This window comes from Acinetobacter sp. YH12218 (genome assembly GCF_013417925.1).
Taxonomy (GTDB): Bacteria; Pseudomonadota; Gammaproteobacteria; order Pseudomonadales; family Moraxellaceae; genus Acinetobacter; species Acinetobacter amyesii.
Map to the genome: position 1 here is coordinate 1 of NZ_VPDB01000030.1, position 15,273 is coordinate 15,273.

Sequence of the window (15,273 nt, forward strand, 5' to 3'; positions counted from 1 at the left end):
TGTTCAAATGGCTATTCTACGTTTGATTGGTTTTGGAAAAAAAGAAGAATTTAAGAAAGTGCTAGCAATTTTAAGAAAGAAAAAGCCTGATAGGACAAGGATCCTATGAAATTTGTCGTGTACAGAGAGAAAAAGCACAAAAAGTCCTTTAGGAAGTGGACAAATGAATTTACAAGACAAAGTACAATTAATAAAAGAAATCCATGTACTGACCCATCAACTTGAACATCGTGCTTTGAGTTTTTATGAAACTGCGCTTTCTAAACGTCGGATTCATGAAATTTTTGCCTTATGCGATGAACCGATTTTTCAAAAGCAAATATTAAGTTATCGTGCATTAACTAAGCCACAAATGGCTGCCACTGAATTTTCCAAACAAACGCCATATTCATTGTTATTTCGTGGCTATTTTAACCATGATGCTGCACTTGAAAATGCTTTATATCAATATCCAGAGATGGGTTGGGCCTTGCTGCATGACCATGAATTAGGTTGGCAAGTGTGGATGATTCCAGCCAAACAGCGCACGGCTTTACTCAGTGAATGGGGCAATTTTAACGAATGCTATGATTGGTTAATTGAACAACAACAGCTATATAAATGTTTAATCAGTGATACCGATCTAAGTCTACATACCTTACGCCTAAAGGATGAAATCATTACAGCGCCAAGCTGTGTTGCCGCAAGTGTGGACGACCTACTGCCAATTGAAGCGATAAATAAAGACGGTTCTGTCGATCTAGATCATTGCGATAAGCAAATCAATGAAGCGGATACGTTGCTTGATAACTCAAATACAAATAAACCAGAGCTTTCTGCACCTGATACCATTCCTCTTGTTCTAATTGAGCAGCCAACACATGCGCCATCGGAGGAATATCTCAACTCGACAATGGCAGGCGTTGAACTTCCTGAACAGGTTCAAATCGCTCAATACACCGCTCGCGTTCAAACGCTGCAAAACATCGATGCGCAATTGGCCTTGTATGAATTGCAGTTTATAGATCAGCCTGAACTCACAACACAACTTGATGTTCTATTACATACGACAGATGGTACAGATTGGAAAAACCAGCCACTGTATTTAGCAGAGCAAATCAATACCGAAGGTCGCTTCATCAAATATCTCTTGTTGTTTGGTGCACAAACGCAAATGGAAGCCATTCGACTCTCTCAGCTGTTTTGCCAACAACATCAACATGAACTTGCTGCGATTAAAGTCTTATCATGGGACAATCTAGAGCAACTCTGTGCTGCACCTGATCAGCTCTATCAACAGTCTCAGCATGCTGAAATGATTTGGTCGCAAAACGACTATTATCCATTTATCCCGGCACAGTTAATTCATACGCAAAAATTCATTCATTTTGATGAACCTGAACCGACACTACATACCCCGTTGTTATTATTACAAGAACGTCAAAAAATACGGTTAATCCACGGTCAAAAACGCATGGCACTCTTGCGTACCGAACAAGCCCTTCCCTATTTGATCCTCCATCGACAACAAGGTTTAAATTGGCAGAGCATCCAAAATGTGATCCAACAATTGCCTCAACCCATTGATGTGATTTCGCTTTATCAAGCACTTAAGCAAATGACCGAAGAATAATTGCATTTATTTTGTAGTTTGGCTTGCATTTATCCGACAAAAATAACAAAACTACAGATGCAGGATACTCAGATGATAATTAAATAGAGCCAAAACATATGCATAAAAAACAACAGTACTTTATTCGGACTTTGCTTTTTTCCGCATCAATGAGCTTGATGTATCAAGTTGCTTGGGCCAATGAAACTGATGCTGTCGTCAATGAAACTGAGGGTGAACATTCGCAGGATGTGCCTGTAACTGACCAAAATTCACCGTATATCACGCCAAAGACCTATGATTTTTTAGATCAAATTCCACGTTGGATTGATGCAACACCGACCTTCTTACCTGAACAATCAGATCACCCCATTGTTCCGACAACAGAACAAACGGAAAGTAATAGCTGGACCGATAAGCAACAAAAAAAAGTTCGTCAATGGGCAGATCGCACTGCAGTCAAAATGGACCATTGGTTTGGGAAAAGTGAGCCAGAAAAGCCTGCCAATGCAACCCTACGGGTCATTTTAGATAACAGCTGGGATAAACATGACGGTTACGAAATTAAGCCACGTATACGAGGAAAAATTAAACTCCCGACCTTGGAGAAAAAGTTAAGCGTCGTGTTTGGTGATGACTCTTTGGATAATGAGCTTGAAAATAATGCCGCGATTACCAATGAAAATCCGGATGGACGAAACGATAAACATTATGACAATAAGCAAACCCGTGAAGATAACAGTTCGCTCGCGTTACGTTGGTCAGAAATTTCAGATCGACTGCCCTTCGAAACTGACGTTGATCTAGGTTTACGTTCTGGTGATGACCTATATGTCCGCTTAAAAGCAGCTAAAAAATGGCAACTCGACAATGATTACAGTTTTTTAGCCGAACAAATTTATCGTTATGGTATCGATAGTGAAAATTATCTAAGAACCAATTTAGAATTAACCCATGCTCGTCCAGGCCAACCCTTTATCTCAAACCAATTCAACCTGACCTATGCAGATGCACAGGATGATGATCTGAAATGGGATAACTTCAGTTACCGCCAACACCAATTTTTTAAAGGTAACCGATTCAACTACGGCCTATATACAGGTGGTTTTTACAATAACGATCAACTGCGTTTAAACAGTTGGGGACCCTATGTATCATGGCGACAGCCCTTTCTGCGCGAATGGTTTTATATCCAAGGTGATCTCAACTACCTCAACAACCATCGTGACGATAAAAGCCACTTTGTGGGCGCCTTAGTGCGCCTTGAAGCCTTGTTCTAGAACCCGCTATTTCACAGCGAATAAAAAGCCCATCTCAACAGGATGGGCTTTTTTTAAATAACTCAGCTTCAATTTTTCTTAATCACACGTACACGATCATTACGTACAATACTTGGCTGTTTTTCAGCGACTTTTTTCACTTTAGGAAAACTATACTGAACACGATCATTTCGCATCACACGGCGACTATCTACAAAAGGATTGATATCGTATTGTGCGATCTGCTTTGAAACCTGCACACGGTCATTACGCACCATTTTTTGCTTAGCGCTATCTGCCTGAGCAGATTGCATGAGACCCATAGAGAGCAGCGAGCCCATTGCAGCGATCACTAAAATTTTCATCTTAAGATTCCCAACACTTAATGATCGTTATTATAGATTAATTATTTATTTTTAATTTATTTTAAAGATTAAAACATGGACGTTTTTATTCATGTGCTCTATCGAAAAACCAAATAAAAAACCTCCCGAAGGAGGTTCATTTCATATCTACCGTTACTTCAGCAATAAGCTGTTAATCCGTTTGATGTATTGGGCAGGATCTTCGGGTAAACCGCCTTCAGCAATCAACGCTTGATCGAAGATCACATTCGCCAAATCATCAAATTGCGCTGAACCTTCTAATTTTTGTACCAACGGATGGGATGGATTGATTTCCAAGACTGGTTTTGACTCGGGAACCGCTTGTCCTGCTTGTTTTAGCATACGGACCAGTTGCGGTGATAACTCACCCTCAGCCACCACCAAACACGCAGGAGAGTCCACTAAACGTGTTGTTACACGCACTTCAGAGGTCTTATCTTTTAACGCATCCGACAGTTTTTCAACAACAGGTTTAAACTGCTCAGCAGCTTCCTCAAGTGCTTTCTTCTCTTCAGCATCTTGTAGATCACCCAAATCAACTGCACCTTTTGATACATTCTGTAATGGTGTTCCATCAAACTCAAAAACAAATTCCATCGCCCACTCATCCACTCGTTCAGTCATGAGCAGCACTTCGATACCTTTTTTCTTGAACAATTCAAGTTGTGGTGAGTTTTTCGCAGCATTTAAACTATCAGCAGTCACATAGTAAATTGCCTTTTGGCCTTCTTTCATATTGGCTTTATAGTCTGCAAATGATGTTTTCACTTTATCATTATTTGACGAAGCAAAGCGTAATAATTTTAGAATACGCTCACGATTCGCCATGTCTTCGCCTAAGCCTTCTTTTAAGACTGAACCAAACTCAGCGTAGAATTTTGCAAACTTCTCTTGATCAGCAACATCTTCAGATTTCGCCAAACCATCTAGCACCGTTAAAATACGGCGGGCGTTACCTTCACGAATCGTTTTCACGTCGCGACTTTCTTGTAATAATTCACGGCTTACATTAAGTGGTAAGTCTGCGCTATCCACCACACCTTGAACAAAACGTAAATAATTTGGAATCAAATTATCCGCATCATCCATGATAAATACACGTTTCACATAGAGCTTAATTCCTGCTTTAGCTTCACGTGTGAAAATATTGCTTGGTGCGCGAGATGGAATATAAAGTAACTGTGTATATTCCGTACTTCCCTCTACACGGTTGTGTGTCCATGCAAGCGGGGCTTCAAAATCATGGCTCAGGTTTTTATAAAACTCAGTATATTGTTCTTCACTGATCTCATTTTTATTACGCGTCCATAATGCACTTGCTGAGTTAATCGCTTCCCACTCATCCGTCAGTACATATTGACCAGGTTTTGCTTCTTCGCCTTCGGCAGCTTCCTCTTGTTGCCAAACTTCTTTCTGCATCTCAATTGGCAAACTAATATGATCAGAGTATTTATTAATAATCTGCTTAACTTTGTAACGATCTAAATAATCTAAAGCATCCTCGCGTAAATGCAAAATGATGTCGGTTCCACGTGAAGCCTTATCAATTGGCTCTACATCAAACTCACCTGTACCATTACTAACCCAACGTACCCCTTCAGCGGCATTTACCCCAGCACGACGTGATTCCACTGTAATTTTTTCAGCAACAATAAAACCTGAATAGAAGCCCACACCAAATTGACCAATCAATTGTGCATCTGACTTTTGATCACCCGTAAGCTTCGACATAAAATCTTTAGTGCCAGACTTAGCAATCGTACCCAAATGATCAATCGCTTCTTGTTGTGTCATACCAATACCATTATCCGAAATGGTAATTGTCTTCTGCTCTTTATTTAAATGAATACGCACATGTAAATCTGGATCATTTTCATAATATTCAGGATGGTTAATCCCTTCAAAACGTAATTTATCACAGGCATCAGATGCGTTTGATACTAACTCACGAAGGAAAATTTCAGGATTTGAATATAAAGAATGTGTTACTAAATGCAGTAACTGAGCCACTTCCGCTTGGAAGCTGTGTTTTTGAGATTGTTGTTCGCTCATCAGTCTCTCCGTTCATACTGAGTAAAATTATCAATTGCCTATATGAATGGAGGGACTTCACTATTTTTCAATAGTGTGAATGGAAAATTTTTATTCTATCGCACTAAATTTTAAGGTTTAAAAAGGTCCTTGTTTATAAACGCGGTCCATGTAGAGATCCAGTTTTTGCTGCCGCATTTTATATACATCACTTAAACAACTGACATTGTCACGGCACTGATCGCGTAGTTGTAGCCATTTTATTTGTTGATCTTGAATTGCACCACGTGTCCCCATGGGAACTAAATGACGAATAATCGTATAGGTCGTGGCCATTTTGACATCGGCATCATTAATACTCCGGTTATCACAAACCGCATGTTCGGTAATGGTTTTCGCCTTTTTACAATCAAAACTTGCGGCATAACTTGTCGAAATAAAATAAGCACTGCCCAAGACCAGCATACCCTGAATAATTTTTTTCATCGTCTTTTCTCTTCATCCAACTTGCTGATTTATCTCGACTCTAACACTTCTACCTAAATTTTCTATTGCCTATTTGTTCAATTCGATCAACTGATGAATGGAATATGCTGCATAAAAAACCCTGCCTAATGGCAGGGTTTTAAGATCAGTTACAGCTTAGAATTTGTAGCTATAACCAATTGTATACACCATAGGATCGATATCTAAATCAAATTTAGGTACACCTGTAATTTCCACTTCTGGGCTAATCTGAGCATAGCGTGCATCAAAGAATACGCCCCAGTTTTTAGCATCAGCTGGCTGGTAGTTAAAACCGACTTGACCTGCAAAACCATAAGACTCTTTCACTTTAACCTTTGTGCCTTCTAGCACACCTGAACCATCTTCATCCCAAGCAACAAATGCTGTACCACCCACACCAATGTAAGGTGTAAAGCCAGTTGAATTTTTAAAGTTATATTTCGCAGTAATTGTTGGTGGAAGATGTTTCAATTTAACACCAGCAACTTTTGAACCCGCAGCTGTTACATCCACATCATGACTAATTGGTGTAGCTAATAGTAATTCAGCTGAAATGTTGTCATTAAAGAAATATTCTACAGACGGTGTAAATGCAAACTCATGATCCGCTTTTACATTTAAAGCACCATTAGCAATATCAGTATCTGCAGTTGGAGCAATTACAGAAGCACCAACTTTAACCTGCCATTGACCAGCCATCGCTGAAGCAGACATACCCAATAATGCAATAAGAGCAGCTTGTTTTAACATTTTAAAGCAACCTTCTAGAATGAATAATTAATATTAAACATTAGTATTAAAATTATGCAACATTATTATTTTATAAATTTTTACATTATTATATAAGTCATTATTAATTATATATATTTATTTTAATCATAGTGCAATGCTTGGTTTTATATTTTCACCGTTATAATTAATTTATTATTCATAATATACCAACCTTTTTAATCAGAATTAATAAAATGAATTATTTTAATCCAACCAAAATCCTCAGGATTAAATAAAAAAAAAGGCGATTATATAATCGCCTTTTTATTTATCTTTGAAAATTTTTTAGAGTACCATTGCGGCAATCCAACCAAAGATCATTAATGGAATATTGTAGTGAATGAAGGTCGGGACCACACTGTCTTTCATGTGGTCATGCTGACCATCCATATTAAGACCTGATGTTGGCCCTAAAGTTGAGTCTGATGCCGGAGAACCTGCATCTCCTAAAGCTGCTGCTGTACCAATAATTGCAATCGTTGCCGCTGGGCTAAAACCAAATTGAATACAAAGTGGTACATAAATAATGGCCAAAATTGGGATTGTTGAGAATGAAGAACCAATACCTAAGGTAATTAATAACCCAATTAATAACATCCAAAATGCCGCTAAACCTTGGCTGTTTCCAATCCATTCAACTGAAGCTTGTACCAGTGTTGGTACTTGATTCGTAGCCTCAATCACAGATGCAAAGCCTTGCGCAGAAATCATAATGAAACCCACCAGTGCCATCATGCGCATACCACTGATAATGACATCGTCGGCTTCTTTCCACTTAAAAATACCTGCACAGCTTAAGATCGCAACACCAACGAGACCGGCCAAAATCATCGACTCAGATATGACTTGAACAGAAAGCGTAGCAACCACTGCAACCGCAGCCATAATCAAAGTAAATTTAGCGACTTGTGGTTTACCATTTTCATCTGCTTTTACATCAGAGGAGATGGTGTGCTGTGATTCCTTAACCTGAACGTCAGCATACTCTCGTGGTTTACGGTAGCTATAAAAAACAGCAATTAATAAGCCAACAAACATCCCAAATACTGGAATTGCCATAGCAGTTGGAATTTGATCATAGCTGATGTTGAAACCGTATGGCTTACCAAAGGTATTGATGTTTTGACCTAAAATATCATTAAGGAAAATAGCACCAAAACCAAAAGGTACCAGCATATAAGTCGCCACAAGACCAAAAGTCAGAACACAAGCAATCAAACGACGGTCAAGTTTTAAATGATTAAATACGCTGAGTAATGGTGGAATTAATACTGGAATAAACGCAATGTGCACTGGAATCACGTTTTGTGAACATACGGCGGCTAAAGCGATAGTAGCGAAAATTACGTATTTCACGCGATTCTGGGCTTTCACATTACTGTTACCTTTGAGTTTAGTAATGAGTTGATAAGCCAGTAAATCTGGCAAACCTGAACGCGCAAGTGCCAAAGCAAATGCCCCCAACACGCCATAAGCAAGTGCGATTTGAGCACCGTTGCCTAAGCCACTATTAAACGCTTCGATGGTGCCATGAATACCAAGACCAGCTAACAAGCCACCTGTTACTGCACCAATGATCAGCGCAAATACAACAGGCACGCGTGCCAGCGACAGTCCAAACATGACTGTAATTGCGGCAAGAATAGCAAACATAAGAAAAAAGGGAGTCTGACAAAAAACCGTATTTTATCAGAATTTGCTCGCTATTTAGCCCCCTATCGATGAAACTGCCACTGTTGAACGATTTACTTAAAGCTGCTGTGATTGCGCAAATTGAGCGATGTAACTTGCAATTTTTTCGGGTTGGCTCAGCACGGCCCAATGATTGGCATTGACTTCAACTACAGATAAATCTTCAACCCAATTAGGTAATTCTTTAATGTAATCTGGACTGACAAAATTATCATGTTTCAACACAATCGCTTGTACAGGACAGACCGCATGACGTTGTCTAGGCTGAGTTAAGCGGGGAATAAAATTAGCACGGTAAAGCGCAATACCGTGTTTACCATCATGCTGAATATTATGATTCAAAGGCAATTCTTGAGTACGTTCTAAATCATTCACAATTTTTCCCCAACGTTCAGCATTCAAAAAATGCCACGCGGTCGGTGCCAAAAATGGTAATTGGAATACCCCGATGTACCATGACTTACTTAATAATTTGAGTAATTTTTTCTGCTGATGCTTGAAGCTATTTCTGAGCAAAAATGCCGCATGATCCAAACATGGCCCAGAAATAGTTGAATAAGACAAAATACGTGAGCGAAATTTTGGCTCAGTCACCGATTCCCAAGATTGGATAGAGCCCCAATCATGCGCGGCCAAATGAAAACTACGTTCGCCTAATACCGCTTGCGTTACACTATCCAAATCAAGTGATAATTGCTCCAAACGATAATCTCGTACTTTACGGGGCACAGATGACTGCCCTGCACCTCGCACGTCATAGCTCACAATATAAAATTTAGAACCAAGATGTTCAATAACCGGTTCCCATACTTCCTGATTATCAGGATAACCATGAACCAAAACCAATGCTGGCTTTGTTTCATCACCCCATGTCTTCACATAGAGCCGTTGTTGATCTGTGGTATTCACCCATTGCGTATTTAGTGGTTGCATTCTTCTTGTCCTTTTATCGATTCCATCGAATTGACGTTTTATTTGTGAACATGGGCAATGTGATCAATGCCACAGTTTGGAAACTCATTTAGTATGCAAAGTTCAGCATAAAAAAAAATTGACCCAGTATGAGCATAATCCAGAAAATAATGACAATGCCTATTGTCTCTAAATTCTTACTCAATCATTATGCCCCTTATAAAGGTGCTGGCATTTCGATTGATAAAATTGATCTCGCCAATTATCACATTCGCGTCAAAATGCCATTAACTCGTAAAAATCAAAATATCGTCGGTGTACATTTTGGCGGTAGTCTTTATTCAATGGTTGACCCATTTTATATGTTGATTTTGATGCATCACCTTGGCTCACGTTATATCGTGTGGGACAAAGCTGCAAATATCCAATTTTTATCCCCCGGGCGTGGAACGGTATACGCTGACATCCAGCTCGACCCAAATGAAATCAATCATATTAAAAACTTAGCAGATAACCACGCACCTGTACTACGGAACTATAGCTTAAATATTTTTGATGAAGCAGGCTTACGTATCGCTGAAGTTCAAAAAACCCTATACATTCGTCGCAAGCAACCCCGTCCACGCAAATAAAAAAGGCGCTTATCTTTAAGCGCCTTTTCATTCAAATTTATCGGATTGGATTAGCGATTTTGCTCAATTGCAGCACCTGCACCACCACCGATTGCACCACCAATCGCAGCACCGGTGTTACCACCAAAGATACTTTTACCGACTGCAGAACCAATCGCACCACCTACACCACTATATGTGGCATTTCGGTTTGAACCGTTTTGAGTTTTACTACCGACAGCTGCACCAGCACCACCACCAACGGCTGCACCTACACCACCACCGACATTATTACCCACACCACCACCTATAGCACCACCTAAAGCTGCAGCACCAATACGTTGTTCATTTGGCGACATGCTTTCACAACCAGCAAGCATTAGGGTCGACATCATCGCGACTGCGCATACGCTCATTACTTTTTTCATTGTGATGTTCCTTGTCTTCTTCAATACCTATGATTCTAAAACCATTGTATGAAACAATTAAATATAGCTTGTTACGGCTTGGAGCATAAATGCTGCATTTTGTAAAAACCATGCCTAATCGCTCACGAATCACTCAGGGTTTTCATCCAAAATCATCAAATCTTTTGTGGTTTCACCATTTTCAGTCAGCACAGCATGAGAGAGTTTGGCTTTGCTTTCTGGATCTGTTGCCTGATCTAGTTTTAGCGTGCGTTTAATCGGGTCTTGCCCTTTCTTAAACTCTACACCTTCTGCATCAATATTGGTGTTTTGACGAATAATCTGACCGTCCTGCTTCACCGTAGTCTTGGTTTCAATTTTAGAGGTCGGGACGATGACGCCACCACGTTGAAGTACTGGAATCGATAATTTCTTTTCAGAAAAATCACTTTGATGGTCTGAAAGTTCAATTTCACGTGCCACGATATCCTGACCTTTATTGGTCATTTCTAACACTGTTGCAGTTACTTGGCGTACAGGTTCTTGACCTGCAACACGGCGAATCACTTCTGTTTTTAGTACTGGAACTACAGCTTTATCTTCTACCACAATCGAATTGGGCATAGGTGCAGCAATCGCTGTCAATGAGCTGAATAATGCAGAAACTGCGAATAATTGCTGTGTGAATTTCATCAAAAGACCCCGTTATGTTTAAGTTTAAAAATCAAGAGATTTGTTATGTTCTATTTTTACTATAGGAAATATTTCAATATTAGGAAAGCTTTAATTTTCAATTCATCCACATAAAAAAAGCCACCCGAAGGTGGCTTTTTTGGAATGATTTAAGGGCTAATTAAAGACCGTTAAATTCATCGCTAAATGCTTGGCTTAACGCTTGATCTACATCAGAGAAGTCATTGTGAAGCTCAAGCTCTGCAGCTTCAGACTCTTGACGACGACGTTCTAAGTGGTATGCCAAACCTGTACCCGCTGGGATCAGACGGCCTACAACCACGTTTTCTTTCAGACCACGTAATTCATCTTCTTTACCTGTTACAGCAGCTTCAGTTAACACACGAGTTGTTTCCTGGAACGATGCAGCAGAAATGAACGAGTCAGTAGAAAGCGACGCTTTGGTAATACCCATCAATTGACGTTCAAACTTCGCTGGGAACTTGTTCTGAGCTGCCACAGCTTGGTTTTCTTGAACAACGCGGATGTATTCCACTTGCTCGCCTTTGATGAAGCTTGTATCACCACCGTCAGTGATTTCAACTTTACGAAGCATTTGACGTACGATCACTTCAATGTGCTTGTCGTTGATTTTTACACCTTGCAGACGGTATACGTCCTGAACTTCGTTCACGATGTAATTTGTCAGTGCAACTTCGCCTTTCAAACGTAAGATGTCGTGTGGATTTTGCGGACCATCAGAAATGGTTTCACCACGGTTTACATGTTCGCCTTCGAACACGTTAATCGTACGCCATTTCGGAATTAGCTCTTCGTAAATTTCAGAGCCATCATCCGGAGTAATCACAAGACGGTTCTTACCTTTGGTCTCTTTACCGAAGCTTACGATACCTGAAATTTCAGCAAGGATCGCGTGTTCTTTCGGTTTACGTGCTTCGAACAAGTCAGCTACGCGTGGAAGACCACCGGTAATATCACGAGTACGTGAAGATTCTTGTGGCACACGACCAATAACATCACCGACACCAATTGTTTCGCCATCGCGCACAGTCAGAATCGTGTTTTGTGGTAGGAAGTAGAACTGTTCGCCGCCATCTGTTGTATCCAATACAACAGCTGGACGCATATCTTTACCAGATGCTGGACGTGAAGTTACTGGAAGTACCTCAATAGTCGTCATACCTGTTGCATCATCAGTTTTCGATGTCACAGTTACGCCATCAGCGATTTGGCTGAAACGCACTTTACCTGCAACTTCGGTAACAAGTGGATGTGTATGCGGATCCCAAGTCGCTACGATACCGCCAGCTTCCACAGCTTCGCCATCTTTAATGATGATTGAAGCACCGTATGGAATTTTGTAACGTTCGCGTTCACGACCGATGTCATCTGCGATACCGATTTCACCTGAACGTGAAGTTGATACCAAGTGACCTTTAGCGTGTTGTACTGTTTTCACATTGTGGAAACGTACTGTACCTTTGTTACGAACTTGTACGCTGTTAGCAGCAGAAGTTCGGCTCGCAGCACCACCTACGTGGAACGTACGCATTGTTAACTGTGTACCTGGCTCGCCAATTGATTGAGCAGCCATTACACCCACAGATTCACCTGGATTCACCAAGTGACCGCGAGCAAGGTCACGACCGTAACATTTCGCACATACACCGAAAGTAGATTCACAGTTTACAACTGAACGTACTTTCACTTCATCGACACCTTGCTCTTCTAAGTAGTTTGCAAGTTTTTCGTCGATTAAAGTATTACGTGGAAGAATCACATCATCCGAACCTGGTTTCTTCGCATCTTCAGCAAGTACACGACCCAATACTCGAGTACCTAAGTTCTCGATGACATCGCCACCTTGAATGAACGGAGTCATTACAAGACCGTCGAAAGTACCACAATCTGGCTCAGTAATTACCAAGTCTTGTGCAACGTCAACCAAACGACGAGTCAAGTAACCTGAGTTCGCAGTTTTCAATGCAGTATCGGCCAAACCTTTACGTGCACCGTGTGTTGAAATGAAGTACTGAAGTACGGTCAAACCTTCACGGAAGTTCGCTTTAATTGGTGTTTCAATGATCGAACCATCTGGTTTCGCCATCAAACCACGCATACCCGCTAACTGACGAATCTGAGCTGCCGAACCACGGGCACCTGAGTCAGACATCATATAGATCGAGTTGAATGATTTTTGTTTCTCGTCTTCACCCTGTTTGTTTTTAACAGTTGTGAAAGACAAGTTGTCCATCATCGCTTTCGCTACTTGGTCGTTTGTACGTGCCCAAATATCGACAACTTTGTTATAACGTTCGCCGGCAGTTACGAAACCTTGCTCGAATTGTTGTTCAATTTCGCGAACTTCAACTTCAGCTTTTTCGATAATTGCTTGTTTTTGTGGCGGAATCAACATGTCTTCCATACCAACAGACACACCTGAGTGAGTCGCTTGACGGAAGCCCAAGTACATCAATTGGTCAGCGAAGATAACAGTATCTTTTAGACCTAATTTACGGTAGCAAGAGTTGATCAATTTAGAGATGTTCTTTTTAGTCATCTCAACGTTGATTTGTTGGAAATCCATACCTTCAGGTACAACTTCCCAAAGTAAACAACGACCTGGAGTTGTGTCTACAACAATGGTTTGTTGTTCACGGTTACCATTTTCGTCAATGACAGTTTGGTGTACACGTGCTTTTACGCGAGCGTGTAAATCAACTTGACCTGTTGCAAGTGCACGGTTTACTTCGTCAGTATCCGCAAACACCATGCCTTCACCTTTGGCATTGATCGCATCACGAGTGATGTAGTACAAGCCTAAGACAACGTCCTGAGAAGGTACGATGATTGGCTCACCGTTCGCAGGAGAAAGAATGTTGTTTGTTGACATCATTAACGCACGAGCTTCTAACTGAGCTTCAAGTGTTAATGGTACGTGTACCGCCATTTGGTCACCGTCGAAGTCGGCGTTAAATGCCGCACAAACTAACGGATGAAGACGGATTGCTTTACCTTCAATCAGGGTTGGTTCAAATGCTTGAAGACCCAAACGGTGAAGTGTAGGCGCACGGTTCAACATCACTGGATGTTGACGAATTACGTGAGCAAGTACGTCCCAAACTTCTGGAGTTTCACGCTCAACCATTTTCTTCGCAGCTTTAATGGTTGTCGCTTGGCCAGACGCTTGTAGTTTCGCGAAAATGAATGGTTTGAATAATTCAAGCGCCATTTTTTTCGGAAGACCACATTGGTGCAGACGTAAAGTTGGACCTACAGTAATTACCGAACGACCAGAGTAATCGACACGTTTACCCAATAAGTTTTGACGGAAACGACCTTGTTTACCTTTGATCATGTCTGCCAAAGATTTAAGAGGACGTTTGTTCGAACCGGTAATTGCGCGACCACGACGACCGTTATCAAGCAATGCATCTACAGACTCTTGTAACATACGTTTTTCGTTACGTACGATAATGTCTGGTGCTGCAAGGTCTAAAAGACGTTTTAAACGGTTGTTACGGTTGATTACACGACGGTAAAGATCGTTCAAGTCAGAAGTCGCAAAACGACCACCTTCTAGAGGAACCAACGGACGAAGATCAGGTGGAAGTACTGGAAGTACATTCATCACCATCCATTCTGGTTTGTTGTTCGACTCTTTGAACGCTTCCATCAATTTCAGACGTTTAGAAGCTTTTTTAAGCTTCGTTTCTGAAGTTGTATTTGGAATCTCTTCACGAAGACGTGAAATTTCAGCTTCAAGATCGATGTCTTTCAACAAATCTTGAACTGCTTCTGCACCCATTTTCGCAGTGAATTCATCACCGTGTTCTTCTAAAGCAGTGAAGTATTCTTCATCGTTTAGAAGTTGGTATTTCTCAAGTGGAGTCATACCTGGGTCAGTTACAACGTATGATTCGAAATACAATACACGTTCGATATCACGTAAAGTCATGTCTAAAAGCAGACCAATACGGCTAGGAAGTGATTTTAAGAACCAAATATGCGCAACTGGAGAAGCAAGGTCAATATGACCCATACGCTCACGACGTACTTTTGCAGTTGTTACTTCAACGCCACATTTTTCACAAATGACGCCCTTGTATTTCATACGCTTGTATTTACCACACAAGCATTCGTAATCTTTTACTGGACCAAAGATTTTGGCACAGAATAAACCATCACGTTCAGGTTTGAACGTACGGTAGTTAATGGTTTCAGGCTTTTTAACTTCACCATGAGACCACGACTTAATCATTTCTGGTGACGCAAGACCAATACGGATGCGATCAAACTCTACAGGAGCATGACCGTCTGAATCCGTCTTTTTGCGCATGATATCGAGCAAGTCTTTCAATTTTTTTCTCCGTGTGTTGTGGAGATTTTCACTTCACAACTGGGTCACAAATA

The 15,273-nt window shown here is 40.8% G+C and carries 12 protein-coding genes; 3 read left to right on the plus strand and 9 right to left on the minus strand.

Features of this window, described 5'->3' with window-relative positions; genetic code table 11:
- Positions 1–163: 163 nt before the first annotated feature.
- The gene (locus tag FTV03_RS09780; protein ID WP_180041281.1) at positions 164–1,612 is read left to right on the plus strand and encodes a hypothetical protein; all 1,449 of its coding nucleotides are present in this window, start codon (positions 164–166) and stop codon (positions 1,610–1,612) included.
- Positions 1,613–1,710: 98 nt separating this feature from the next.
- Positions 1,711–2,871 (plus strand): hypothetical protein, encoded by a 1,161-nt coding sequence (locus tag FTV03_RS09785; protein ID WP_180041283.1) that lies wholly within the window; start codon positions 1,711–1,713, stop codon positions 2,869–2,871.
- 68 nt (positions 2,872–2,939) lie between these two features.
- On the opposite strand, the gene FTV03_RS09790 is transcribed toward FTV03_RS09785, so the two are convergent.
- The 6 genes from FTV03_RS09790 to FTV03_RS09815 form a co-directional block, all read right to left on the minus strand.
- Positions 2,940–3,215, minus strand: coding sequence for a hypothetical protein (locus tag FTV03_RS09790; protein ID WP_180041285.1), 276 nt, complete (start codon positions 3,213–3,215; stop codon positions 2,940–2,942).
- A 153-nt stretch (positions 3,216–3,368) separates the two neighbouring features.
- Entirely contained in the window at positions 3,369–5,288 is a 1,920-nt protein-coding gene (gene htpG, locus FTV03_RS09795; protein WP_180041287.1) for a molecular chaperone HtpG, read from the minus strand.
- A gap of 117 nt (positions 5,289–5,405) precedes the next feature.
- Positions 5,406–5,753 carry a lysozyme inhibitor LprI family protein gene (locus FTV03_RS09800; RefSeq protein WP_078189819.1) on the minus strand — a complete coding sequence of 116 codons (348 nt, stop codon included), beginning with the start codon at positions 5,751–5,753 and terminating at the stop codon, positions 5,406–5,408.
- 156 nt (positions 5,754–5,909) lie between these two features.
- Positions 5,910–6,524, minus strand: a complete 615-nt coding sequence (locus FTV03_RS09805; RefSeq protein WP_180041289.1) for an OmpW family protein — start codon at positions 6,522–6,524, stop codon at positions 5,910–5,912.
- A gap of 306 nt (positions 6,525–6,830) precedes the next feature.
- Complete coding sequence (locus FTV03_RS09810) at positions 6,831–8,198, minus strand: Na+/H+ antiporter family protein (protein ID WP_078192837.1); 1,368 nt, start codon at positions 8,196–8,198, stop codon at positions 6,831–6,833.
- A 96-nt stretch (positions 8,199–8,294) separates the two neighbouring features.
- Positions 8,295–9,170: an alpha/beta fold hydrolase gene (locus FTV03_RS09815; RefSeq protein WP_180041291.1), complete on the minus strand. Its 876-nt coding sequence runs from the start codon at positions 9,168–9,170 to the stop codon at positions 8,295–8,297.
- A gap of 128 nt (positions 9,171–9,298) precedes the next feature.
- Here FTV03_RS09815 and FTV03_RS09820 point away from each other — a divergent pair, with 128 nt between their 5' ends.
- A complete protein-coding gene (locus FTV03_RS09820) occupies positions 9,299–9,781 on the plus strand; it encodes a DUF4442 domain-containing protein (RefSeq protein ID WP_078189823.1) in 483 nt (160 codons plus the stop codon).
- A 50-nt stretch (positions 9,782–9,831) separates the two neighbouring features.
- On the opposite strand, the gene FTV03_RS09825 is transcribed toward FTV03_RS09820, so the two are convergent.
- The 3 genes from FTV03_RS09825 to rpoC all read right to left on the minus strand — a co-directional run bounded on the left by FTV03_RS09825 (position 9,832) and on the right by rpoC (position 15,220).
- A complete protein-coding gene (locus tag FTV03_RS09825; RefSeq protein ID WP_078192840.1) occupies positions 9,832–10,188 on the minus strand; it encodes a DNA transfer protein p32 in 357 nt (118 codons plus the stop codon).
- A 129-nt stretch (positions 10,189–10,317) separates the two neighbouring features.
- Positions 10,318–10,860 carry a hypothetical protein gene (locus FTV03_RS09830; protein WP_180026780.1) on the minus strand — a complete coding sequence of 181 codons (543 nt, stop codon included), beginning with the start codon at positions 10,858–10,860 and terminating at the stop codon, positions 10,318–10,320.
- Between the two features lie 160 nt (positions 10,861–11,020).
- Entirely contained in the window at positions 11,021–15,220 is a 4,200-nt protein-coding gene (rpoC, locus tag FTV03_RS09835) for a DNA-directed RNA polymerase subunit beta' (protein ID WP_078192842.1), read from the minus strand.
- Positions 15,221–15,273 lie beyond the last annotated feature (53 nt).

Excerpts from the sequence above, each read along its gene's own strand:
- FTV03_RS09785 (WP_180041283.1), top strand. The coding sequence starts at position 1,711 with ATGCATAAAAAACAACAGTACTTTATTCGGACTTTGCTTTTTTCCGCA.
- FTV03_RS09815 (WP_180041291.1), bottom strand. The coding sequence starts at position 9,170 with ATGCAACCACTAAATACGCAATGGGTGAATACCACAGATCAACAACGG.
- FTV03_RS09780 (WP_180041281.1), top strand. The coding sequence starts at position 164 with ATGAATTTACAAGACAAAGTACAATTAATAAAAGAAATCCATGTACTG.
- FTV03_RS09820 (WP_078189823.1), top strand. The coding sequence starts at position 9,299 with ATGAGCATAATCCAGAAAATAATGACAATGCCTATTGTCTCTAAATTC.
- FTV03_RS09800 (WP_078189819.1), bottom strand. The coding sequence starts at position 5,753 with ATGAAAAAAATTATTCAGGGTATGCTGGTCTTGGGCAGTGCTTATTTT.
- FTV03_RS09830 (WP_180026780.1), bottom strand. The coding sequence starts at position 10,860 with ATGAAATTCACACAGCAATTATTCGCAGTTTCTGCATTATTCAGCTCA.
- FTV03_RS09790 (WP_180041285.1), bottom strand. The coding sequence starts at position 3,215 with ATGAAAATTTTAGTGATCGCTGCAATGGGCTCGCTGCTCTCTATGGGT.
- FTV03_RS09825 (WP_078192840.1), bottom strand. The coding sequence starts at position 10,188 with ATGAAAAAAGTAATGAGCGTATGCGCAGTCGCGATGATGTCGACCCTA.
- FTV03_RS09805 (WP_180041289.1), bottom strand. The coding sequence starts at position 6,524 with ATGTTAAAACAAGCTGCTCTTATTGCATTATTGGGTATGTCTGCTTCA.
- htpG (WP_180041287.1), bottom strand. The coding sequence starts at position 5,288 with ATGAGCGAACAACAATCTCAAAAACACAGCTTCCAAGCGGAAGTGGCT.
- FTV03_RS09810 (WP_078192837.1), bottom strand. The coding sequence starts at position 8,198 with ATGTTTGCTATTCTTGCCGCAATTACAGTCATGTTTGGACTGTCGCTG.